The organism is Clostridium beijerinckii, from assembly GCA_003129525.1.
Taxonomy (GTDB): domain Bacteria; phylum Bacillota; class Clostridia; order Clostridiales; family Clostridiaceae; genus Clostridium; species Clostridium beijerinckii_D.
The window spans coordinates 3,317,766-3,341,321 of sequence record CP029329.1 but is presented as its reverse complement, the minus strand read 5'-3'; the positions used below and the strand labels follow the sequence as shown (position 1 = coordinate 3,341,321).

Here is a 23,556-nt window from a genome sequence, read left to right as displayed (position 1 = left end):
GTAATAGAGACTATTTAATATACCTCTATTATAGAACATTATTGGTTAAATATAAACATAGTAGGGTGAATTGAATGAAAATACATGAAATTATAGCATATTCTGATTTTAATAATTTAACTAAATGTGATATTGACAATATAACAGAAAAATTAGAATTTGAAGTAGATAAAGATGAAGATATCAAAAAGTATTTATATGATATGAAGAATATTATATACCGAGATGAAGAACTTGAAAAAATAGTTGTTAATAGAGTATTAGCGGGAAGAACATCCCTTAAATGGTATAGATTAGATTTCGATGAAGAAAATCGTGAAGATATTATAAGAAAGTTAGAATCTCCAGATAATTATTTTAATGATAAATTAGAAGTAGAAACGAGTCATATAGAATCTATAAGAAAATACACCTGTTTAAATATTGATGAGAATAAATATTTAATAAGGTTATATGTGCCTACAGGAACAAAAAGAGTTGATAATGGTGTTACATTAAATAAATTTACTACAATTAGCAATACCACTGTTATTGTTGATTTAGAAAAAAGTATTCTTGAAGTTAGAAGTAGTAGCAAATTTGCAGATAAAATTGCAAATGAAATTTGTGGATATCTAGGAATAATAAATCATGAAGGTAAAAGAATATTAGGTAAGTATAGAGATTCAATAGAGAAACTTAGAGATTCTTTAGATAATGGGAAATTTATTGACGCTACATCTATACCAGACCAAAATATAGAATTGACATCTGAGGAAAATCAATTGGTTGTTGAAACGCTAGAAGCTTTAGATGAATACTTTATTGATAAGGAGTTAGATAAATTAATTAACTCGTTAAATGAAATGGATCCAGCAGGAATTCCATTTACTCAATTATTATTAGCAGGAATGTCTAAAATAGGAATGGCTGTTAAACGTAATGATAAAGATGATTTATCAAAGAAATCATTATATAATTTATTTAAAGGATATATGACAGATTATAGTGGATTTATAACATTTTCTTTGCCAGGAAATGATGATATTAATTATACAATACAAGTAGGATTAAAAACTAATACTATAAGTTTCCGCTCAAGTGTTACAGAAGATGTTATTGACTATATAAAAGGCAAAATAGTATAATTATCTTAAAGAAGGGAGTGATGGATATGAATGATAACTTTGCAATAGATCAACTAATCGAAGAAATTGCATCAAGTGGAAAAATAAAAAGTTTTTATCCAATCAGTATATCTAAAAAATTAAATCTCCCGATTAGTGTTGTTTTAAATAGATTGAATTACTTAGTTGATGGTAGTTTGCTTAGTTTAAAATATGAAATTAGATGTACTGAACATTTAACTGAATTAGAATTAGTTGATTCATATGATAAAGTATTGGGGACATATATTAATTGTTATGAATGTAATGAGGATATATTAATTGGATTAGAAAATATTTTTATAGTCTATTATTTAAATAATGACTATATAGAAAGCATAAAAAAAAAGAGAAGTATTGCAGTAAAAAACTTGCATAGTAAAAAAGAATATCCTAATATAGATAGTACTCCTCAAGATATGATCTCAATAATCAAGGGAGTGATTGGAGAAAATGAAAATAATAATTTTCCCAATATAAAAAGTATAGATTATAATGTAGCAAAAATTGCAGAAGTATTATCAAATTCAGGAGAAAAGGACATTAGCAATAATTTTAAAGAAATAGATGAGGAAATTAAAGAATCTAAAAAACGAAACATAGGTCAAAAGATTATTAGTAAATCGGAAACTATTGGTAAACTAAAAGATGGGGCAGAAGGAATTGAAAAATTTTATCCTCATATAGTTTCAACAATAAATATGGCGACTTCTACATGGCCAGCAATTCAACCACATTTAAATAATTTTTTGAGTTATATAAATCCTTTTAGTTAATAACAAGCAGTAGCCAGGAGCAATCCACTACTGCTTTTCATTTGTCGGAAAAATAATAAATAAATATTATTAAATAATATAGATTATCATATAATAATATGTTATTATGAAGATGTACAAAAGATCTCCCCAATCTATTCCAAAAACAAATTTCTCTTAAAGTTTAATTTATATAAAGATGCAGTCATTAAACTGGCTGCATTTTTTGTCGTTATTTTTGTTGTGAAAAATTGAAAGTTAGTGTATATATTTGCGAATATAACAATATAAACAATTTATTATGAAAGGGTGAGAATATGAATAGAGCAAAATCAAGTTTAATGAAGTCAGTATTAGGATTTTTTTTAGCTGCAATGTGTATAATGTATCCTCAACAAATTGGAGGCTTTGCTGCAAAAGGTTTAGGTTTGTTTTCAGAGATAATTACAAAAATCTTTACTGGACCATTATTAAAAGCACTTGGAATGTAATTATGTATAAGCAAAAATAGAGAGTGTAGGATTAATTCTATACTTTTTATTTCATTCAGCTGATGTTAAGGTAAGTAAATTATAATAATAATTGTAAAGAATCTTTTCCATAAATATACCATTTATATAAAAAAGATGCAGTCATTAAGTTGGCTGCATCTTTTTTTAAAAACGAATTATGAAGAGAAATTTAAATTTAAACATTTAATATATTTGACAAAACATACAAATAATATACGATTAAGGTATAAATATTTAAGGGGAAATAATAATGGGGAAATTTAAAAAACTATTTAGTTTATTATTAGTAATGTTATTTTCTTTTAGTATACCAGTAATGGCAGATACGACAACAACTACATTAAGCAACATTAAAATTCATTATTTGTAGATTGTACTACTCCAGATGGATACAAAGTAGATGAAACTGGAGCAGGGATACAATAATTAAATAAGTTAATAGCAAAAATGTGTAAGGGTATGGAAATTAATTCCTGTACCCTTTATTTTTTTCTTTACAACAGAATGTATGTTCGATATAATAAATATAAGAACGTATGTTTGGGGTGATTTAATGATTAATAATGATGATAAATTAATTTTTCATATTGATGTAAATTCAGCATATCTTTCATGGACTGCTGTTAAGCTTTTGCAGTATGGGAGTGAACTTGATATTAGAGAGATACCTTCGGTTATTGGAGGCAGTGAAGAAAATAGACATGGAATAATTTTAGCAGCTTCAATACCTGCAAAGAAATTTGGAATTAAGACAGGGGAGCCTATATATTCAGCGAAGCTTAAATGCAAAAATCTTATTGTATATCCTCCAGATTATAATTGGTATGTTAAGAGTAGTGATGCTTTATTTGAATTACTAAGTGAATATTCCCCTAAAATTCAAAGATACAGTATTGATGAATGTTTTATGGATTGTAGCCATTATAAAGAGGATTATATGAGAATGGCAATGAGAATTAAAATGAGGATAAGTAAAGAGCTTGGATTTAATACTAATATCGGAATTTCAACAAATAAGTTGCTTGCAAAAATGGCTAGTGATTTTAAGCCTAAAAATACTATACACACATTATTTAAAGATGAAGTGCCAATAAAAATGTGGGATTTACCAGTTGGAGATTTATTTATGGTCGGGAGAGCATCAGAAGCTAAACTGCATAAGTTAAATGTTCATACTATAGGTGAATTAGCTCAGTATGATGTAAGACTTCTTATTAGTAAGTTACATTCTCATGGAAAGCTTATATATGAATATGCGAATGGTATTGATAATTCAGAAATAAGAAAGTCTAATTATTTAGAGATTAAAGGAATAGGAAATTCAACTACAATTTCTTATGATATTGAAACCATGGAAGAAGCATTAAAAGTTCTTTTATCACTTACAGAAAGTGTTGCAATAAGACTACGTGAAAGTAATAGTTTGTGTGGTCTTGTTGCTATAAGTATCAAAACTAATGAGTTTATTCACTATTCTCATCAAAAACCACTAGAGAATTTTACAGATTCAACTAAGGTTATTTTTGAAGGAATAAAGAAAGCCTTTAATGAAGGCTGGAGGGGTGAAAAAATAAGGCAGTTAGGTGTAAGAGTAACTAAACTTTGTAGCAATGAATATTGCCAAGAAACCTTATTTGACTTTGAAAATACTGAAAAACAAAGGAAATTAGATAAGACTTTGGATATACTCAGGAATAAATATGGTAAGGAATGCGTTATGAGATCAACATTTTTACACTCAGGAATAAAACCACTAGATGGTGGTACTGGTTCAGATCAGTATTATCCAATGATGAGTAGCATGTTGTAAGGGAAGTGTGAATAATGAAAGTTGTTTCTAAAGAAATAGAAATGATAGCTTATTTTAAGAAAGATGGTCAAGTTAATCCTATAAGATTTAAAATTGATGAAGAAGATAAATGCAAAGTTATAAAAATAGAGAAGATTATAACTAAGAACTTAGAAAAAATGTGTGGCAATGAGATGTGGTTTTTTACTTGTAGTGCAGTTATAGGAGATGTTGAGAAGGTATTTGAAATTAAATATGATATAGAAAAATGTAGATGGATTCTTTTTAAGATTTGATAGAATATTTTAAAATGCGTGTGAGGTGTAAATAATGGAAGAAGAAAAAAATAAACAAAGTGAAATATATGAATTTTTAAAGACTTATACAGGAAGTAAAGGTTATCCACCTTCAGTGAGAGAAATTTGTAAAGCTGTTTCTTTAAAATCAACTTCAACTGTTCATGGTCATTTGAAGAGATTAGAAAAGAAGGGCATGATCAAAAGAGATCCATCTAAACCAAGAGCTTTAGAAATAGGAGAACTTTCAGCTCCAAAGAAGGAAATGATTAATATTCCTATTGTAGGGAAAGTTACAGCCGGACTTCCAATACTTGCAACGGAGAATATCGAAGATACATTCCCAATACCAATAGACTATATTAAGCATGATAAAGAGCTCTTTATGCTTAGAGTTTCTGGTCAAAGTATGATTAATGTTGGTATCAGAGACGATGATTTAGCTATCATAGAAAATGTACAAAATGCAATTAATGGTGATATAGTAGTTGCATTAATAGATGATAGTGCTACAATAAAGAGATTCTTCAAAGAAAAGGATCATATTAGACTCCAACCAGAAAATGATACTATGCAGCCGATTTTAGTTGATGATTGTAAGATATTGGGTAAACTTGTTGGGATATTTAGATCATTTAAATAACTAGGGCAACAATCTTTATAGAAATATTAAGGCTAGGAGTAAGCAAAATTATTCCTAACCATTTGATTAATATGTTATTTTATATTGTTTTATGTCAACGTTTTACCTAACGCAAAACAAATTTATTAAAAGAATGATAAAAGCACTTTAGTATGAAAAAACTTTATACAATAAATTAAAATCAATCTGTTTAAATGTTATATAATTATCTTAAATGTTGACATGTTTTCACACCTTTTATATGGGTAACAATCCTGTACCATTTATTTTTTAACAAAGAATAGACATTTATAACATAATGAATTTGAGAGAATAATGGGTGGCAATCATATAAGATTCCACCCATTTACCACCAGTGTGTACAATTTAAAATATATTAGAATAGATTATTATAGTTTAATATATTTTTAGTAGTCTTTTAAAGTACCCTAAATAGCATCTATTATATATAAAAATATTTTAATAAAATCTGATAAATTATTTAATAATATTATATAATAAATAATGATAAAATCAATTATATATACATGCATACACATCCAAGAGCTTAAGTAAATTTGGAAATCAATCTGGAAATTGTAGTTTACAGGAATTTTAGGTGTATTTACGGAAATAAATATGAAATAAAAATAAGCTGACATACAATAATTGTAATAATTATTTTGTGTCAGCTTATTTATTTAAATTATGATATAATTGATAATATAATTCATATTTGGTGTTATCTTTTTCAGATTGCTAAAGCATGTAAGTCATATTAAAAAAATATTCACAGGTAGGTGAGCAAAATGGAATTAGAAGATGAAAAAAAATTAATTATGGGTAAACTAAAAAGTGAAGAAGTGGTGAATTTTCTTAATAAATATGATATTTCAACCATGCTCACTTTTGGAAGTATTAATAATGAAGAATTTACAAAAGAATCAGATATAGATATTGCTATAATAGGGAAACATAAAATAGATTTAGAGGAAATATTAGAAATTGAATTATTTTTAGCAAAATTACTCAATAAGGAAATTGATGTTATAGATTTAAAAAGTGAAGGCTTATATATTTTCTTGAAAATAAATGTATTAAATGATGGTGAAATTATTTATTCTAATGATGATAATTATAATTTTGAAGTATTCAAAGATGAAACAGATAAAATTTATAAAGAAAATGAGAATTTTTTCTGGTTTAGAAGGAAGGATGTGTTGTCATGAATCAAGAAAGACTTGTGAAAATAATAGAAGACCTTCAAGAGTGTTTAGGTGATATAGAAGAATGCCTTGAAATACTACAAAGTGATTGTGATAATGAAATTATGATAAAGCTTTCAAAATCAAGCCTTAGACAATTGTTTGTAAGCTTTCATACAATACTTGAAGAATTTGCTTCTATAATGCTCAAGGAAATTAAAAAGTATAAGATAGGTATGACGTTAAATGATAGTTTATTTGTATTAAAAGACAAAAATATAATAGATAAAGACCTTTATGAGTTCTTAGAAAAATCAAGGTTACTAAGAAATAGAATTTCACATAGATATAAAGAACCAAATCATGAAGAATTAATGGAACACATATTAAAGTACAAAAGCAATTTTAAGAGAATAATACGAATAGCAAAGAAACATTTGAGAGACTAAGGCACTCGAAACAAAATAACAAGTTAAAGAAGCGATGTATTTTTTGAATGTGCCTAACAATTTAGGAGAAGATATGATACAAGAATTAAGTAGTATTTTAGATAATGTAATATATTTAGATATTGAAACAACTGGACTTGATGAAAATAGTTCTGAGATTATAGAAATTGGTGCAGTTAAGGTAAAAGAGGGAGTTATAACTACTTATAATACCCTAATTAGACCAAGAGGACGAGTACCCATAGGGATTTATAATCTTTGCACTGGATTAAATGAAATGGAATTGCTAAGTGCTAGAAGTTTGAATACTATAAAACCGGAGGTTCTAGAATTTTTAGAGGACCTCCCTTTGGTGTGTCATAATTCAAATTTTGAAAGAAAATTTTTATATTATCACATTCCAGAAATTAAAAATAAAATGTTGGATTCAATGGAACTAGCGGCTATTTTAGAACCTTGGAGAAAGGAATTCAATTTAAATGCTTTGATAAAAGAAACTACTAATTTAGAAAAAAATGAGATTCATAGAGGATTAGAAGATTCAATTGACACTCTAAAGGTAGTAAATTCCCTTATTTTAAGGCAATGGGCTAGAGATGAGAAGAGTAAAAAGAAAAACAATACATTATATATGAGCATTCTTAATGAATACGCTCATTTGAAAAATTGGGCATGGACTAAGTATTTACTGAAGCCACCTTTTTTTACAGATGAAAAATACCCTTATGTGAGTTATGAAGAAAATAAGATTGATGAAAATAAATTAAAGAAAATTCCTATAGATTATTCACTATACGAGGATTTACTTGAAAATGAAGAAATATGGAATAATGGTGGAGATTTTGGATATCAATATAGAAAAGATCAAAAAGAATTTTCAAAGAAAATCAGAGAGAATTTCCAAAAATCAGAGAGAATATTTATCGAAGCACCAACAGGTAGTGGTAAAACTTTTGCATATGTCATAATAGCAGCTATAGGAACCTATTTAAATAAAGAAAAAAAGATGAAAGATGATGCTAGTTTTATAATATCAACAAATACAAAAGAATTACAGAATCAACTTATTGAAAGAGATATTCCAACCATCCTTAAAAAGTTAAAATTGAATGATAAATTAAATTATGGTGCCATGAAGGGCAAAGGGAATTACCTTTGCATTGAAAGATTAAATAAATGTGAAAGTTTAGAATTTGATGAAAAAGGAAATTTAACACTACTTTTTCTTAGAAGATTATGTGAAAAAGGTAATTATGGAGATATAGAAAACATAAATTACTCAGCACAAAAGCATTTTGAATTAGATAAATGCATAAATGAAGTTAATTGTGATAGTGAACAATGTAAATTAGATAAATGTACAAGACCATGTTATTTAAGGCAGAGATATAATGAGCTTCCAGAGGAAAATATAACAGTAATAAATCATTCACTACTCGCATGCTGGCCATATGCTGAAAAAAAGAAGATAAATCATATCATAATTGATGAAGGACATAATTTAATGGAAAAGTGTTATGATTTTTTTGCAGAGGAGTTTTCGTCTTTTGAATTTCTAGAGTTATTAGATGCCATAGAAAAAGGTCATCCAAGTGTTATAGCTATGCTATTAAGTTTAAATGCTAGCTATGGGTATAGAGAAACTATAGAAAAAGATAAACTTACATATTTGGTAAATGAAATTATAGTAAATATAAATATACTTATAAATGATTTTAGATGCATGAGGCTTGTTAGTGGAGAATATAACTTTAATACTGAATTTTTTATTCCAAGAGAAGACTTGAAAGGTATCACAAAGGCTCTAGGTTCTGAGATATCAGTTTTAAAGGAAAGTATATACCCCTTATATAAAATGTTAAATGATTATGTTTCTAATATTACTTTAGATGATGAAATTAATGGTGATAATGATCATAAGGGGTTATCTGATTATATATCAAAGATTAAATCAACTTTTGATATATTAGATAAGTTCTTAGAAAGCTCAGTGTTTTATGCAAAGGTATTAGAAGTAGATTCAGAATATAGGGATTTCAAACTTAAAAACGTGCCTTTAAATGTTGGTGAATTAGTTAATGAACACATGCTTAAGGATGTTAAAAGTACAACATTTTTATCAGCAACACTTAGAATAGAAAATTCATTTAATAAAATGAAGAAACATTTAGGACAAGAGAAGGCAAAAGAATTTGTGATTCCACCAACCTTTGATTTAAAGAAAAGAACAAAAATATTTGCATTAAATGATGTTGGAAGATATGATGAACCATCTTATATTAAGAATGTTTCGAAATTTATATTTGATACTGCACAAAAAATAAATGGGCATATTCTTGTACTATTTAACAATAATGCAAGGAGATCAGCTGTACATGAAGAATTAGATTTACTTACTAGGGGAACTAAAATAGAAGTGCATATTAACAAAAAATCAATAGGTGCTTTAAGTGATAAAAATAGACAGGTAATAATACTTGGAAGTAAAGGCTTTTTTGAAGGAATAGATGTACCAGGAGACGCATTAAGCTGTGTTATGTTAGACAAAATTCCTAATTACAGTCCTGAATATCCTATTTTAAGAGCAATTACAACATATCAAAAGAAAGGGTATCAAGATGTAAATTACCCTCAAGTTTGTATAAAAATCAAACAAATATATGGTAGACTTATTAGAAGTACCTTTGATTATGGATATTTTATAATTTTAGATCCAGGTCAGAATTCATATACCTTAAGAAATATTGAAAGAGATCTTGGTGGACCTAATATTGAAATTTCTTCAACTACAAAAATACTATCACAAATAGAATTTGATTATAATAATTGGAAAAGAAACAATATTAATATAATCATAAATAATATAAAGAAGAATGATAAAAATATTCAAGAGGAATTTAATAATGAAGCAAAAAAACATAAAATGTTTTGGGAACTATTAAAAGTTGAAAATGAAGAATACTATTTCGAAAACATGGATTTCAAATTAAATGGCAGAATTTAAAAAAGTATATTCCGTTTTTTGAATTTTATTATTAATAATTTTAATTTAAGGCATTGATATGTTTTCCTATAATAAATTTTAAAATTGTATTAAGATTAGATTAATTATATGGTATAATATGGGAATGGGGAAAATTAATAAAATTGGTATTATTCCTTTAGGTAAAGGATATAATATATTTATAATGGCAAATAATTGAGGAATATTGAAATGCAGTTATTCTAAAAGATTCAAAAAAGAAGGAGAAGTATTAAAGGTATGATTGAAAACATAAAGCAATTATTAAAAGAATACAAGAGTACAAAGGAATCATTAGAAAATGGATTAAAATGGTTGCCTAAAAATGAATATGCTAAATCTAAGATAGACGTTATAAATATGGTCATAAGCGATTTAGAAGAATTAGAAAAACAAATTGGATAATATTAAATATAGTAAAATATAAGAACTGCCTCAAAGTGATAATATCTATCATTTTGAGGCAGTCTTCTATTTATATAATATTGTTATATATTATACTAAATAATTAAGAACTATTTCTTCATACATACAGCATCTTGAACATGATCTAAGCATTCTCCAAATCTTTGATAATGAACAACTTCTCTTTCTCTTAAGAATTTCAATATTTCTTTAATATCTTGTTCATCAGTTAAGTGGATTAAATTCTCATAAGTTGCTCGTGCTTTTTGTTCAGCAGCCATATCTTCATGTAAATCTGCAATTACATCGCCTTTTGCTTGAATATAAGTTGCGGTCCATGGGTTTCCTTGTCCCACTATATGACGATAAATTAGGCACTAGAAAGAAAGGAGTTATTATTTCTTTTTAGAAGCATCCATACCTAAGATTTTTACTGTGGATATATAATTATCTCCATCCCATAAAATTTTACTAGCAATAGATTGTATTAACATTCTCTTTTTAGAAATATCATTTACTGTATCTATATTTTCATTAAAATGTTTAAGCGAGTTTATTATCAATTCTAAATTTACAGTTTGATTTACAATTTCATTTTTATCAAATTCTATATTATTTAAATCACTTTCTAGTTCTTTAATTTCATAACTAATAGAAGATATTTCATTCATAATAATACTAGCAACATCATCATTTGGAGCTAATGAAAGTTGTTTTACTAAATTAGAAGATGCTAGTTTCTTCCCTTTAATTTGTGAGTTAAGTTCTTTAATTTGTTCATTTTCAAGTGTTGTATCATTATTGGTTAAAGATTTTGTAAGTTCATCAATCAATAGTTCTTTGTTATAAGCTTTAATTTCAGAAGTAACTATTGAATCTAATTTATCTACTCTTATATTTGGATTATCACATCTATCTACATATTTATTTTGCTTATTACTACATACATAATAATCGTATTTTGTATAAGCATTAACCTTAGAAGGGTGCCCATGCTTTACTATCATATTAGATCCACATTTAGCGCATTTTAATACTCCAGATAAACATGCATTATTACTATTCCCAGTTCCGAGTCTTATAGATTGTTTAGATTTATTTTTATCTAATATAATTTGTACTTTTAGCCATTCTTCAGAATTTATTACTCCTTTATGTTTGCTAACAGCAACAATCCATTCTTCGAAATTTCTGCCAATGGTAGTTTGTTTTTTCTTATTGTAAGTTAAATACCCGTTTCCATTATATTCTCCATATACATTTGTTCCAATGTTATTTAAATAGTTATGTGTACTTTCATCAGATTTAACGTAAAGTGGATTTCTGAGCATTCTTCTAACCTGTGTAGTATCAAAATCTCCACCATTTTTACCCTTAACACATTTGACATTTAATTGCCTTGTAACTTCATTTATTGAATGTTCTTCTAAATAAGCTTTAAAGATAAACCTTATAATATTTAATTCTTCTTCATCTGGTGTAAGTTTCATTAAAGTTCTTTCTTTCATTTCTTCATCTATATAGATGATTTTCTCAGGAGTAAATCCAAGAGGGGATTGCCCTCCAAGCCATCTTCCAGACTTAGCTAACTGAAGCATATTATCTCTAACACGTTCCGCTAGCTGTTCACGTTCAAGTTGAGCAAAAGTACTAGCTATATTTATCATAGCTCTGCCCATAGGCGTTGTAGTATCAAATTGCTGTTCTGTAATACTTGTAAATGAACAATTATATTGATCTAGCATTTCAAACATATTTGAAAGTTGAGCTACACTTCTACCAATTCTATCAAGCTTATAACATACTATTCTATCTACTTTTTTATTTTTAATATCTTTCATAAGCCTTTGGAATTCTGGTCTATTAGTATTTTTACCAGTAAAACCTTCATCTTCGTATACTGAAATTTCAACATTTTTTCCGAGTTTAGAAGATATGTATTCCTGACACATTGAAATTTGATTTTCTATAGAGTCACCTTTACCAGTAAATATTGATTTACGACTGTATATGGCTATTTTCATTATTCTATCAGCTCACATTTATACTCATTTCTATATTTAATTCTATTGTACATTGTAAGAATAAATGATACAGATTACTAAAAGTTTAGTTTTTGGTAATAGGACTTTTTATTGAATTTTATGACATGATTTGCTAAGATGTGTATGTAGATGTTAATTGAACTTTAATTGCACATATTATTTATTTAATAGAATTAACACATTGGATTAAAAATCACTATGCTAATATGTAGAATTTTAGGGGGGAATTATTTGATTAATTTTGATTTGGAAATGAAAAGGGTACAACCAATCAATATAAAAGAAATGGAATTAAACCGATATAAAATCGATGATAGTATTAAAAATTCAATTGTTTTATATAATATGGCCATAAGAGGGATAAAAAAAGGTGACTTAGAGTTAGCTATAAATGACTTAAAAAGAGCTTTGTCCTATAATAAAGGTTTTTCAGAAGCCATTAAACTTACAGGATTATGTTATGTTAATATGAAAGAATATAAAAAAGCAGAAAAAGTCTTTAGAAAGCTTGCTAAAGATTTAATATACAATGAATTAGCAAATGAATATATGCAAAGTTTAATAATTGAAAAATCTATGATTAAAAATATTAATACTATAGAAGATAATTATATTTTTAACAATAAAAAGAAACAACCTATTGTGGTAAAACGCTCAAAAAGAAAGATTATTATAAGCTTGTTAATTATTATTATTATTATTATTGTTATAGCAGGAGTAAGCATAAATTACTTCTATCCACTAACTATTAAGAGAGTTTTAACAAAGTTTCCTTCAAACGTTCAAGATGTTATGGGAAAATTTCGAGCCAATAATAAAATAGCCGATTTTGAGGAAACAACAGATAAAAATTTGGATGAAGATGAAACTTCATCAAAAGAAAATAATATAGCTCATGTAGATTATGAAAATGCCCAAAAGGATTCAGAAGATACTAAGTTGGAATTAGATAGTTATAAAAGTAATATTGTAAGTATGTTAGATGATGTTGAAAAATCCTTTAAGGATGGAAATTATGAGAAAGCTGCTAGCACTTTAATAAGTATGAAAAGTATGAATTTTGATGACGAAACAAAACTGAAATTTGATAAGTTGTGGCAAGATTTAAAACCAAATGTATTATGGACCATATACAACCAAGGGAATAATCTATATAAACAAAAGAATTATATTGAAGCACTGCCCAAATTAAAAATAGCTTCAGAAATTGATCCTAATTTAGACCTTATGCCATGGATTTTATTTCAGATAGGGATGTGTTATAAGGAAACAAATGATAATGCAAATGCTCTTATATATTTTAAGCAAGTAACAGATAATTATCCAAAATCAAATTACGTTTCAAATGCTAAAATGATGATAAATCAAATGGGGAATTAATATGATATTTATAGCAACCTGAGACCTTCGGACTCTGGAAATACTCTAATTAACATATATAGAGATAACAAGGAGCACTTTCAAATATTGTTTAGAAAACTATTCTACAAGGGAAATTATTAAATTTAGATTTATAAATAAAATTAGCTTAATTAAGGTGGAAAATATATGATTCCAAAAATAAAACTAATTGCAATTAAAAATGCTTTACAGGAAACCTTTGGGGTGGTGAATTTAAGGATATCAGGAAACTCAGCGATGGGCTCTCATAAAATTGCTTTAGGACAAGCAACTGTTGAAGAAATTGCAAATGAGACAAAAAACAGAATGGGTTATAGTTACAAAATATGTTATAATAAACAAAAGTATAAATGGTAAGTTGAAAGGAAGTTTCATTATGGGAGAATTATCAAAACTACCTAATATCGGAGAAGAAGTTGAAAGACAGTTGAATAATGTAGGTATATTTACTTATGATGAATTAAAAGATATTGGTGCAGAACAGGCGTGGCTGAAAATACAAGAAATTGATGCTTCTGCGTGCATCCATAGATTATTAGCACTAGAAGGTGCAATTCACGGTGTTAAGAAAACGGCATTACCACAGGAACGTAAAGCAGACCTAAAAGATTTTTATAATTGGCATAAAGGTAAATAGTAATTTCCATAGATAATAAAAAGACTGCCGAAGCAGTCTAATCACTTTTAGTAGATACTTTCAGTATCTTTAAGCTGATGAATTTTGAACATAACTGCTCTTGCTATTGGCTGTGCAATTAATGACTCTATTGCAAAGGAAATTGCAAAATTACGTGGCCACTTATAAAAAAACATACGAATTGGCTCCATGCTAACTTGCCTGCTTCCTACCCATGTACCAATTACAGTCAAAAATATTGACATCAAAAATACCGTACATAAAATATTTATAACAATATGCGAGCTAAAACTGTCGTCCTTCTCTACTATTTTAGACGTTAACCATTCAGCAGGTTTATATGTGATTAAAACTAAGGCAATCACGCAAATCCAAATAAAAGGAATTATTTTTATTGCATCTGCCCATACATACATATGAAAGCCAACTTCAAAACAAGTAATCAATGGTGCAATTATATTCACTGATATAATTGAAATAACTGCCATAAATAACGCAAACTCCTTATTATTTCTTGGCAATTTCATGTAATATTCCATACTTCATATCCTCTTTTCTTAGTAATTTAAAATATTTACGCAAAAAACAAAGCGTGAAACCAATTACTTGATTTCACGCTGAACAATTATACGCGCTAAATATTTTTATACTATTAGTATAAAGGAATTTTTGATTTTTTTCAAGAGAATTTTTTAAAAAAAAATATTTGTAAATTTAAGTTGTGAAAAACAAGTAATTTTTTTAATTTCAATTTTAATGATTGATAAGCAATAAAAAAGTGTGTAGCATTTATTAAAGTAATGTTATTTGAAAATTGAATAATATCAAATATATCATTTATAATATATATAAATGATTAATAATATTGTAAGATAATGCATATTAATGGGTGTTCATTTTATATAAGTGGTGTGATGAATTAATCCTACATAATTGTGCAAGAATAGTCGGATAGATCAATATAATTTCTGATATTATATTGATGAAAGGAGGGTTACTAAATGGATTCGTTGAAAAAAATGAATGAAGCATTAAATTATATTGAAGAAAATCTTGATGGTGAAGTTGATTTGAAAAAAGTAGCAAGATTAGCATTTTGTTCAGAATATCATTTTCAAAGAATGTTTTCTTTTCTTGCAGGTGTTTCGCTGTCTGAGTACATTCGTAGGAGACGTCTTACATTAGCAGCGTTTGAACTTAATAATAGAAATATAAGAATAATTGACTTGGCTGTTAAGTATGGTTACAAGTCAGCAGATTCTTTTACAAGAGCATTTCAAAATTTGCATGGAATAACTCCATCAGAGGCTCGATATAATGGAAAATCATTAAAAGCCTATCCACCAATGACCTTTCGATTATCAATTGAAGGAGGAAATGAAATGAACTATAGAATTGAAGAGAAAGAAGCATTTTGCATAATTGGCATAAAAAAAAGGGTACCTATAATTTTTAATGGAGTAAATCCAGAAATTGCTAAAATGTGGCAAAGCTTAACTATTGAAAAAATTAATGAATTGAAAGGATTATCAAATATAGAACCAAGGGGACTAATAAGTGCATCTTTAAATTTTTCAGAAGAGCGAATGGAAGAAAAAGGAGAACTTGACCATTATATAGGTGTAGCAACGACAAAAGAGTGCCAAGATAATTTATCAAAACTTGAAGTTGCCGCATCAACATGGGCAGTATTTGAAGCAGTAGGGCCATTTCCAGATACGTTGCAAAATGTCTGGGGGCGCATCTATTCTGAATGGTTTCCATCTTCAAACTATGAACAAAAACAAGGACCAGAAATCTTATGGAATGAGAATAAAGATGTAACTTCACCAACTTTTAAAAGCGAAATATGGATACCGGTTATAAAGAAGTACTAGTATAAACAAGTAAAAATAAAGAACCAATAGAAATATCACATTATTCAGAAATGAATTTTGTGGTATTTCTTTATAATTAATTCTAAAAGCGTGTTTAACTGCTATAAGATCATTTTATTCACTACAAAGAAAACTTCTCATTACTCATACAATAAGAAATTCATATAACTAGAAAAAATCATGTAATTTTAATCTAATTTTAATCTTTCTTATATTTTAGATTAATTTTCTCTAAGTATTATATAAGCATGATAAGTTTATAAAAAGTTATGGAGGATGATTTAAATGGAAAGAAATGAAATGATTAAAGTTTTAATGGAAAAGACTAATGTAAGTTATGAAGAAGCAGAGAAAGTATTACAAGAATGTGATTGGGATCTTCTAGATTCTATAATTTATTTAGAAAGACAAGGAAAAGTTGAAAATAATGAAGCTAATACTGTTATAGAAGTGGCAGTAGAAAGCAAAGAAGAAAATAAAAAAGAAAATAAGGAAAATCATAAAAAGAAAAGTGGAGGTATTGGAGAAATTATTGGTAGAGTATTTAAGTTTATAGGGAAGGTTATCAGCAAAGGAAATGAAAACTATTTTGAAGCGAGAAAAGAAAATAAAAAACCAATAAAGATATCACTTACAATATCAGCACTTTTGCTAATAATTGGATTTTGGCCTGTTGCAATATTGTTAGTAGTTGGTTTATTTTTAGGATATAGATACTCAATAGCAGGTCCTGATATTAATACTAAGAAAGTTAATGATATTTTGGATAAAGCTTCAGAATCAGCAGATAACATCAAAGATGATTTTAAAGAAGGATATAAAGGTTGTTAATTAATTTACAGGTAGAGTATTAGAGGTTTTGAAATTATTCAAAGCCTCTTATTTTGTAGGTTAAATATATAAAAACATTAGATTAAATGGTATAATTTATCCGATACTATGGATATGGGGGTTACTATGGAAGATTATAAGCTTGTAGAAAAATTAAAAAACGAAGCTAATGTAAGTTATGAAGAAGCAAAAATTGCGCTTGAGAAGTCAAACTGGGACATTCTAGATGCATTTGTTTATTTAGAAGAAAAAGGTAAAGTTCAAAAGCCTTCTGTTAGTATCTTTTATACTAATGAATATAAGGAAAATCATAAAAATAGCTTGGTAACTAATAATAAGAATAGAGGGAATAATTATAATAATACCAAAAAGGATAATGGATTTGAAGGAATTTTTGTAAAAGTATGCAGAATAATAGACACATGCAATAATATTTTTTTTGAAATAAAGAAAGAGAATAAGATATTTCTTAAGATTCCTGTTACAGTGATTATAGTGTTATTAATATTCGCCTTTGGAATAGTTATTCCTTTATATATAGTAGGCCTTTTCTTTGATTTCGAGTTTTCACTATCAGGAAATAGGCTACAAATAAATAAGATTAATCATGTACTTAAGGTGATATCAGAAAATGTAAAAAAAGTAAAAGGTAAATTAAAGAGGGGATTTAAAAATGGTTAAAATTTTAATTGTTGAAGATGATGAGAAGCTTGCAAGATTTGTAGAGTTAGAATTGTTACATGAAGGATATGAAATATCAAAAGCAGATAATGGAAGAGATGGTCTTGAAATAGTTGAGAAGGGAGAAGTAGATCTAGTACTTCTTGATATAATGATTCCACAAATAAATGGATTAGAAGTATTACGTAGAATTAGAAAAACTTCAGATTTGCCTGTTATAATGCTTACTGCAAGGGATGCTGTCATGGATAAGGTATCCGGACTTGATGCGGGAGCGGATGATTATATAACAAAACCATTTGCAATAGAAGAGTTATTAGCAAGAATAAGAACAGCTCTTAAAAAGAGGAATGTTATTGAAAAAAAAGATACAGATATAATAAGCTGTGGATTATTGTCTTTAGATAAAATTAGACATAAGGTAATGTATGATAATACAGAAATAGAATTAACAAACAGGGAATTTAGTTTACTAAAAATTTTAATGGAAAATAAGAATATAGTATTAAGTAGAAATATACTAATGGAAAAAGTCTGTGGCTATGATTATATTGGAGAAACTAATGTAATAGATGTTTATATAAGATTTTTAAGAACTAAAATAGACGAGGCATTTAAAACAAAGATAATAACCACAGTACGTGGAGTAGGATATGTTATAAAAGATGAATAAGGTGAATAAAGAAAAAAATGTTACATCTATTGCAATAAAACTGAATTCTGTTTTTGTAAGAAAACTATTTTCCGAATTTCTTTGGATGGATATACTTTTAATATTCTTTCTTATTGTATATTGGTGTATTGATAGAGAAATTAATTTCTACGGAGAATTTGTACTGAATGCCCAAAGAATATTAAATTTCCTACCTATAGAAAATGCAACTTATACAGTAGTTTGGGATAATGGTAAAACTATGGTTAAAGAGGCAAGTAGTTTTTTATATTTAGTTCAAAGAGTAGTTGTAGCCATAGTTATTATACAGGGGTTATCTGTATTGAAGGAAATTGTCTTTGGAACAATGAAAATTAGAAGGATTCTAAAACCACTTGATGAAATAGCTCAAACTGCAAGTAGGCTTAGTAATATGACTTTTGATGAGGAGAAGTTTCAAAATCTTGAGGATGCTATTTCTAAAATTAGCCCTGTAATCTCAGATGAAAAAATTTTTACTGGGGACAGTGAGCTACATGGATTAGAAGAGGCAATAAATAATCTATTAGAAAGAATGAGAGATTCTTATAAACAACAAGCAAGGTTTGTTTCTGATGCATCACATGAACTTAGGACTCCAATTTCAGTAATCCAAGGTTATGCTAATATGCTGGATCGTTGGGGAAAAAATGATGAAAGTGTACTAAACGAATCTATTGCAGCCATTAAAAGCGAATCTGAAAACATGAAAAATCTAGTAGAACAACTATTATTTTTAGCTCGAGGGATTAATGGCAAGACGCAGATTAATTCTAAGGAATTTTTACTAAATGATATAATGAATGAAGTGCTTGAAGAATCGAAGATGATAGATGAAAAGCACATATATAGGTATTATAATTCAGAAGAAATAATTGTTCATGGTGATATTGGTTTGCTTAAGCAGGCAGCTAGAATATTGATTGAAAATGCAGCTAAGTATACTGAAGAAAATGAAGTCATAATGCTAAAAACAGGAATAAGTGAAAAAGGGGAACCTTATTTTTCAGTTCAGGATAATGGTATAGGAATGGCGGAAGAAGATATACCACATATATTTGAGAGATTCTTTAGAGCAGATACAGCAAGAGTTAGAAAGAATGGTGGGACTGGTTTGGGGCTTTCTATAGCTAAATGGATTATTGATGGACACAAAGGATATTTCTCTGTATTAAGTAGAAAAGGTATTGGTACTAGGATAACGATATTTTTACCTAAAAATTCAGTGAAACTTTAACTGAAAAGTTTTACTTTATAGGGATGAATCCAAAAGGAACTTGAGCGGTTCATTTTAGCATACTTAGAACTGCTTCAACTACCACAAAGGATATACCTTGACTATTTTCTGCAGTAGGAGCTAGTCTTTCAAGAGTTTAAGAGAACTATAGCAAGTTTGTAGGCTTACTATAGTTTTTATTTATTTCATAGGATTGTTATGATTTATTGGATTTATCATTAAAAGTGTCAACTATATTACAGCTAATATCGCAGGTTCCAACAGAAAGTACACCGATAATTACCCCATAGAAAATTTTATTCAAAATATTGCTTGTTGAAAATTGAAGAAAACTTATAATTACTCCTATTGGTATTGCTAATAAATGAGCATATTTTCTGCTTACACCAAATTTTTCTAAGCTCTCAACGAAAGCATAAACCAGCGCTGTCAGAAGCCATATTTCGTTGAAATTTTCTAACATATATTTCACCTTCTCCTGAATAGTGTGATGAAATGTTATTTTAGCTTTTGCAATTATATACACTATTATATGAAACATAATGTCAAAATGTACAGGAAGGTTTACGGTATAATCTATGGAAATAAATAAACCTTTGATAGTGCATTCAATGGATAGATTACTAAAGACTTATGATTCCCATGATGAAATAGTAGAAATGAAAGTAACAATACAAAAAAGCTGAGTGAATAAGGTAAAAATTTTAATTTATTGTAAATAAAGCAGAATTACCTAAAATTCTAATTATTTATCCATTTCTTTACCAGCTTCGAAGGCATTCTGACAGTCAATTGGGAATTGAGTTTTCTTATGTTCTGCTTTTACGCTTTCTGAGAAAGCTTCTACCTTATAATAAGCATAGTTATTAAATTGGTAAGTGTTAAAACTATACAAAATATTAGGTTTTGTAAATACATGTTCGATACAGTTTTGCATATTGGAAAGATTTCCATCATATTCATATGTTTTCATTTGTTCTTCTGTTACATTCATAGTATAAATCATAGATATAGGCATTTTCTTAGGTGCGATACTTCTATAACCTTCTTCGTAAGTATGAAAAGGGAAAAGAAGTCTTTCTAAAAAGGCTTTTAGCTGGGATGTCATCTCTCCAAAGTAAAGTGGTGATCCCAGTACTATGCCATCTGCATTAGCTACTTTATCTAATATAGTTTGTAAATCATCTTTGATAACACATTTTCCGTAAGTATCAACTTTGATTCTCTTACATCCAAAACAGCTCTTGCACCCTGTATACTTTAAGTCATACAAATTGATGATTTCAGTTTCAATATTATTTCCTGCTGATTCAGATCCTCTCAAAAACTCCTTACATAGAGTAGCAGTATTTCCATTCTTTCTTGGACTTCCATTAATTGCAACGATTTTTATAATCGATACCTCCGATAATAATTATTTATTTTGCTTTGAGACGATTATAGCATCAAGAAAATGAATAATGGATTTTTCAGGAATGGAAATAATTTACATCTAAATTTATATAGAGCAGTTCTGCATAAATCAGAACTGTTCTTTTTTATTGTGAAATAGAATAAATATATAATGTAAATTGATAGAAATTTATTGATAAACGATAAAAAATATGATATCCTTTATATAGAAATTAAAAGAGAGGTGCTTTTTATGAAACGATGTTCAACAATTTTTTTGAAAATAGCTGTTATTCTTATTGGAATTCCAGTTCTTGCCCTGTGTATATTTTGGTTGCCTGGATTTGTAAATTATTTGCACTATGCCATTTTAATCGGCGTGTATGCAACGGCTATAACATTTTTCTTTGCTCTATATCAAGCTTTAAAACTCTTAAGCTATATTGACAAGAACAAGGCTTTCTCGGAATTATCTGTAAATGCTTTAAAGTATATAAAATACTGTGCAAACACAATCAGTATTATATATACAGTACTTGTACCATTCTTATTTCCAATAGCAGATGCAGACGACGCCCCAGGTCTCGTAGGAATCCCAATCATTATTATTTTTGCATCAATTGCAATTGCAGTCTTTGCTGCTGTTCTTCAAAGGCTTTTACAAGATGCTATTGATATAAAATCAGAAAATGATTTAACAGTGTGAGGCATCAAGATTTATACTCTAGGTGTACATAATGAGGAATACAGGAGGGGAATAACATGGCAATTATAATCAATATTGATGTGATGCTGGCTAAAAGGAAAATGAGTGTAACAGAACTTACAGAGAAGGTTGGAATAACCATGGCGAATCTTTCTATATTGAAAAATGGAAAAGCAAAAGCTATTAGATTTTCAACTTTGGAATCAATATGCAAAGCTTTGGACTGCCAACCAGGTGATATCTTAGAATACAGAAATGATACATAGTAGATTAGTTAAGTTTTGAGTAAAGTTTATTTGAGGAGGTAATATATGAAGATTAAATTAATTCAACCTGCAATGTTACCAAGACCTATGGATACAAAATTAAAAACAAGGATGTCTCCTTCATTAGCTTTATTAACAATTGCAAACCTTACGCCAAAAGAACATAAAGTTATTATTGAGAATGAGAATATTGAAAAGATAGATTTTAATGAACATGTAGATTTGGTAGCAATAACTGTTACTGTAGATGTTATGAATAGAGCAGTAGAAATATCAAAGGAGTTCCAAAAGCGTGGTGTGACAGTAATTGCAGGGGGCATACATATAACAGCAGTTCCTGATGAAGCCATTGAGGGTTTTGATTCAATAATTGTAGGAATGGCTGAGAGAGTTTGGTCAAAAGTCCTTAAGGATATAGAAAATAATTCACTTAAAAAAATATATCATGATATGGAAAATGTTGCGGGGAATGAAATAGTATCACCTGATTATTCTATTATTGATAATAAAAAATATTTATATACTAATATAATAAGTACAAGCAGGGGATGTCCTTTTAAATGTGATTTTTGCTATAATAGTTGCACTAATTCACTTAAAACTTATATTAATAGACCCATAGACCATGTAATTAAAGATATTAATGTATTAAAAACAAAGCATATAATGTTTATTGATGATAATTTCATTGGAAATCCAAAATGGACAAAAGAATTTTTAAAGGAAATAAAACCTTTAAAGTTGAAGTGGAATGCAGCGGTTACTTCTAATATAGTGGACATGCCTGAATTACTAGATGAAATGAAGGAAGCTGGGTGTCAAAGCCTTTTCATAGGTTTTGAAAGTATAAATAGTAAGTCCATAGAAAGTGTCCATAAAGTGCAAAATAGTGTAAGCATATATGAGAAACTTGTGGATGAAATTCATAAAAGGGGAATAATTATAAATGCAAGTTTTGTTTTTGGATTAGACGAGGATGATGCATCTATATTTAAGAATACATTAGATTGGATAGTTAAAAATAAAATAGAAACGGTAACTTCACATATAATGACACCATATCCTGGAACAAAGTTATACTCATCACTATTAAAGGAAAATAGAATAGTAGATTTTAATTTGTCTAATTATAATACTGCCCATGTTGTATATAAACCCCAAAGTATGACTGCAGAAGAATTATATAATGGCTATCTATGGATATATAAAGAAGTATATAAGTATAAAAATATAATGAAAAGACTACCAAAATCTAAAAAACAATGGATTCCCTTTTTGACATTCAATTTCTTGTATAGGAAGTTTGGAAAGCTAACAGAGCTATTGTGCAATATAGTTTCTTTTGAGATTATAGGAAGATTTTCTAGATGGGTTGCTTATAAAATAAAGTAAGTGATAGGATTTTAATATATAACCAAATAAATAGTCATTATAAATGGAGTTATAGAAAGATACCATAACTCCATTTATAATGACTATTTTTTTCACTTAATTATTATCTAGTAATAAATTTATATGATAATGAAAGGTAACAGTTTATACGTTTAGTTAATATAATATAAATGAAACGAATAGGTATACTAAGGAGGAGT

The 23,556-nt window shown here is 27.8% G+C and carries 24 protein-coding genes; 19 read left to right on the top strand and 5 right to left on the bottom strand.

What is annotated here, in order from left to right:
- Positions 1–74: 74 nt before the first annotated feature.
- From DIC82_14830 to DIC82_14795, 8 genes are all read left to right on the top strand, one after another.
- Complete coding sequence (locus DIC82_14830; protein ID AWK52195.1) at positions 75–1,127, top strand: hypothetical protein; 1,053 nt, start codon at positions 75–77, stop codon at positions 1,125–1,127.
- Positions 1,128–1,153: 26 nt separating this feature from the next.
- Positions 1,154–1,921, top strand: coding sequence for a hypothetical protein (locus DIC82_14825; GenBank protein AWK52194.1), 768 nt, complete (start codon positions 1,154–1,156; stop codon positions 1,919–1,921).
- A 1,044-nt stretch (positions 1,922–2,965) separates the two neighbouring features.
- Positions 2,966–4,222, top strand: a complete 1,257-nt coding sequence (locus tag DIC82_14820; GenBank protein AWK52193.1) for a DNA polymerase IV — start codon at positions 2,966–2,968, stop codon at positions 4,220–4,222.
- 14 nt (positions 4,223–4,236) lie between these two features.
- Positions 4,237–4,497, top strand: a complete 261-nt coding sequence (locus DIC82_14815) for a hypothetical protein (GenBank protein AWK52192.1) — start codon at positions 4,237–4,239, stop codon at positions 4,495–4,497.
- Between the two features lie 34 nt (positions 4,498–4,531).
- A complete protein-coding gene (locus DIC82_14810; protein AWK52191.1) occupies positions 4,532–5,140 on the top strand; it encodes a repressor LexA in 609 nt (202 codons plus the stop codon).
- Between the two features lie 788 nt (positions 5,141–5,928).
- On the top strand, positions 5,929–6,348 hold the full coding sequence (locus DIC82_14805; protein AWK52190.1) for a hypothetical protein: 420 nt from the start codon (positions 5,929–5,931) through the stop codon (positions 6,346–6,348).
- On the top strand, positions 6,345–6,773 hold the full coding sequence (locus tag DIC82_14800) for a hypothetical protein (protein ID AWK52189.1): 429 nt from the start codon (positions 6,345–6,347) through the stop codon (positions 6,771–6,773). The genes DIC82_14805 and DIC82_14800 overlap by 4 nt, the downstream gene beginning before the upstream one ends.
- 73 nt (positions 6,774–6,846) lie before the next feature.
- A complete protein-coding gene (locus DIC82_14795) occupies positions 6,847–9,777 on the top strand; it encodes an exonuclease (protein ID AWK52188.1) in 2,931 nt (976 codons plus the stop codon).
- 533 nt (positions 9,778–10,310) lie between these two features.
- Here DIC82_14795 and DIC82_14790 read toward each other — a convergent pair.
- Positions 10,311–10,559 carry a hypothetical protein gene (locus DIC82_14790; protein ID AWK52187.1) on the bottom strand — a complete coding sequence of 83 codons (249 nt, stop codon included), beginning with the start codon at positions 10,557–10,559 and terminating at the stop codon, positions 10,311–10,313.
- Positions 10,560–10,595: 36 nt separating this feature from the next.
- Positions 10,596–12,224, bottom strand: coding sequence for a recombinase family protein (locus DIC82_14785; protein AWK52186.1), 1,629 nt, complete (start codon positions 12,222–12,224; stop codon positions 10,596–10,598).
- Positions 12,225–12,476: 252 nt separating this feature from the next.
- On the opposite strand from DIC82_14785, the gene DIC82_14780 reads away from it, so the two are divergent.
- The 3 genes from DIC82_14780 to DIC82_14770 all read left to right on the top strand — a co-directional run bounded on the left by DIC82_14780 (position 12,477) and on the right by DIC82_14770 (position 14,283).
- Positions 12,477–13,625 (top strand): hypothetical protein, encoded by a 1,149-nt coding sequence (locus DIC82_14780; protein AWK52185.1) that lies wholly within the window; start codon positions 12,477–12,479, stop codon positions 13,623–13,625.
- Between the two features lie 168 nt (positions 13,626–13,793).
- The gene (locus DIC82_14775) at positions 13,794–14,003 is read left to right on the top strand and encodes a hypothetical protein (protein ID AWK52184.1); all 210 of its coding nucleotides are present in this window, start codon (positions 13,794–13,796) and stop codon (positions 14,001–14,003) included.
- 19 nt (positions 14,004–14,022) lie between these two features.
- The gene (locus DIC82_14770) at positions 14,023–14,283 is read left to right on the top strand and encodes a competence protein TfoX (GenBank protein AWK52183.1); all 261 of its coding nucleotides are present in this window, start codon (positions 14,023–14,025) and stop codon (positions 14,281–14,283) included.
- 47 nt (positions 14,284–14,330) lie between these two features.
- On the opposite strand, the gene DIC82_14765 is transcribed toward DIC82_14770, so the two are convergent.
- Positions 14,331–14,822, bottom strand: a complete 492-nt coding sequence (locus tag DIC82_14765; protein AWK52182.1) for a hypothetical protein — start codon at positions 14,820–14,822, stop codon at positions 14,331–14,333.
- A gap of 462 nt (positions 14,823–15,284) precedes the next feature.
- On the opposite strand from DIC82_14765, the gene DIC82_14760 reads away from it, so the two are divergent.
- From DIC82_14760 to DIC82_14740, 5 genes are all read left to right on the top strand, one after another.
- Positions 15,285–16,160, top strand: coding sequence for an AraC family transcriptional regulator (locus DIC82_14760; GenBank protein ID AWK52181.1), 876 nt, complete (start codon positions 15,285–15,287; stop codon positions 16,158–16,160).
- 285 nt (positions 16,161–16,445) lie between these two features.
- Complete coding sequence (locus DIC82_14755; protein AWK52180.1) at positions 16,446–16,991, top strand: DUF4342 domain-containing protein; 546 nt, start codon at positions 16,446–16,448, stop codon at positions 16,989–16,991.
- A 126-nt stretch (positions 16,992–17,117) separates the two neighbouring features.
- Positions 17,118–17,672 (top strand): ubiquitin, encoded by a 555-nt coding sequence (locus DIC82_14750; GenBank protein ID AWK52179.1) that lies wholly within the window; start codon positions 17,118–17,120, stop codon positions 17,670–17,672.
- Complete coding sequence (locus tag DIC82_14745; protein ID AWK52178.1) at positions 17,665–18,345, top strand: DNA-binding response regulator; 681 nt, start codon at positions 17,665–17,667, stop codon at positions 18,343–18,345. The genes DIC82_14750 and DIC82_14745 overlap by 8 nt, the downstream gene beginning before the upstream one ends.
- Complete coding sequence (locus DIC82_14740; protein ID AWK52177.1) at positions 18,338–19,600, top strand: two-component sensor histidine kinase; 1,263 nt, start codon at positions 18,338–18,340, stop codon at positions 19,598–19,600. Before DIC82_14745 ends, DIC82_14740 begins: the two co-directional genes overlap by 8 nt.
- Before the next feature lie 196 nt (positions 19,601–19,796).
- Here DIC82_14740 and DIC82_14735 read toward each other — a convergent pair whose 3' ends face one another.
- Positions 19,797–20,063, bottom strand: a complete 267-nt coding sequence (locus DIC82_14735; GenBank protein AWK52176.1) for a hypothetical protein — start codon at positions 20,061–20,063, stop codon at positions 19,797–19,799.
- 282 nt (positions 20,064–20,345) lie between these two features.
- Positions 20,346–20,993, bottom strand: a complete 648-nt coding sequence (locus DIC82_14730; GenBank protein AWK52175.1) for a flavodoxin — start codon at positions 20,991–20,993, stop codon at positions 20,346–20,348.
- Between the two features lie 252 nt (positions 20,994–21,245).
- Here DIC82_14730 and DIC82_14725 point away from each other — a divergent pair, with 252 nt between their 5' ends.
- The 3 genes from DIC82_14725 to DIC82_14715 are packed head-to-tail and all read left to right on the top strand — an operon-like array spanning position 21,246 to position 23,356.
- Complete coding sequence (locus tag DIC82_14725) at positions 21,246–21,698, top strand: DUF2975 domain-containing protein (protein AWK52174.1); 453 nt, start codon at positions 21,246–21,248, stop codon at positions 21,696–21,698.
- 56 nt (positions 21,699–21,754) lie between these two features.
- On the top strand, positions 21,755–21,964 hold the full coding sequence (locus DIC82_14720; GenBank protein AWK52173.1) for a transcriptional regulator: 210 nt from the start codon (positions 21,755–21,757) through the stop codon (positions 21,962–21,964).
- 45 nt (positions 21,965–22,009) lie between these two features.
- On the top strand, positions 22,010–23,356 hold the full coding sequence (locus DIC82_14715; protein AWK52172.1) for a B12-binding domain-containing radical SAM protein: 1,347 nt from the start codon (positions 22,010–22,012) through the stop codon (positions 23,354–23,356).
- The last annotated feature ends 200 nt before the right edge of the window (positions 23,357–23,556 follow it).

Coding starts and splice junctions, on each gene's coding strand:
- DIC82_14765 (AWK52182.1), bottom strand. CDS start 14,822: ATGGAATATTACATGAAATTGCCAAGAAATAATAAGGAGTTTGCGTTA.
- DIC82_14810 (AWK52191.1), top strand. CDS start 4,532: ATGGAAGAAGAAAAAAATAAACAAAGTGAAATATATGAATTTTTAAAG.
- DIC82_14825 (AWK52194.1), top strand. CDS start 1,154: ATGAATGATAACTTTGCAATAGATCAACTAATCGAAGAAATTGCATCA.
- DIC82_14815 (AWK52192.1), top strand. CDS start 4,237: ATGAAAGTTGTTTCTAAAGAAATAGAAATGATAGCTTATTTTAAGAAA.
- DIC82_14800 (AWK52189.1), top strand. CDS start 6,345: ATGAATCAAGAAAGACTTGTGAAAATAATAGAAGACCTTCAAGAGTGT.
- DIC82_14735 (AWK52176.1), bottom strand. CDS start 20,063: ATGTTAGAAAATTTCAACGAAATATGGCTTCTGACAGCGCTGGTTTAT.
- DIC82_14785 (AWK52186.1), bottom strand. CDS start 12,224: ATGAAAATAGCCATATACAGTCGTAAATCAATATTTACTGGTAAAGGT.
- DIC82_14755 (AWK52180.1), top strand. CDS start 16,446: ATGGAAAGAAATGAAATGATTAAAGTTTTAATGGAAAAGACTAATGTA.
- DIC82_14760 (AWK52181.1), top strand. CDS start 15,285: ATGGATTCGTTGAAAAAAATGAATGAAGCATTAAATTATATTGAAGAA.
- DIC82_14795 (AWK52188.1), top strand. CDS start 6,847: ATGATACAAGAATTAAGTAGTATTTTAGATAATGTAATATATTTAGAT.
- DIC82_14725 (AWK52174.1), top strand. CDS start 21,246: ATGAAACGATGTTCAACAATTTTTTTGAAAATAGCTGTTATTCTTATT.
- DIC82_14715 (AWK52172.1), top strand. CDS start 22,010: ATGAAGATTAAATTAATTCAACCTGCAATGTTACCAAGACCTATGGAT.
- DIC82_14740 (AWK52177.1), top strand. CDS start 18,338: ATGAATAAGGTGAATAAAGAAAAAAATGTTACATCTATTGCAATAAAA.
- DIC82_14775 (AWK52184.1), top strand. CDS start 13,794: ATGATTCCAAAAATAAAACTAATTGCAATTAAAAATGCTTTACAGGAA.
- DIC82_14720 (AWK52173.1), top strand. CDS start 21,755: ATGGCAATTATAATCAATATTGATGTGATGCTGGCTAAAAGGAAAATG.
- DIC82_14830 (AWK52195.1), top strand. CDS start 75: ATGAAAATACATGAAATTATAGCATATTCTGATTTTAATAATTTAACT.
- DIC82_14745 (AWK52178.1), top strand. CDS start 17,665: ATGGTTAAAATTTTAATTGTTGAAGATGATGAGAAGCTTGCAAGATTT.
- DIC82_14750 (AWK52179.1), top strand. CDS start 17,118: ATGGAAGATTATAAGCTTGTAGAAAAATTAAAAAACGAAGCTAATGTA.
- DIC82_14770 (AWK52183.1), top strand. CDS start 14,023: ATGGGAGAATTATCAAAACTACCTAATATCGGAGAAGAAGTTGAAAGA.
- DIC82_14805 (AWK52190.1), top strand. CDS start 5,929: ATGGAATTAGAAGATGAAAAAAAATTAATTATGGGTAAACTAAAAAGT.
- DIC82_14820 (AWK52193.1), top strand. CDS start 2,966: ATGATTAATAATGATGATAAATTAATTTTTCATATTGATGTAAATTCA.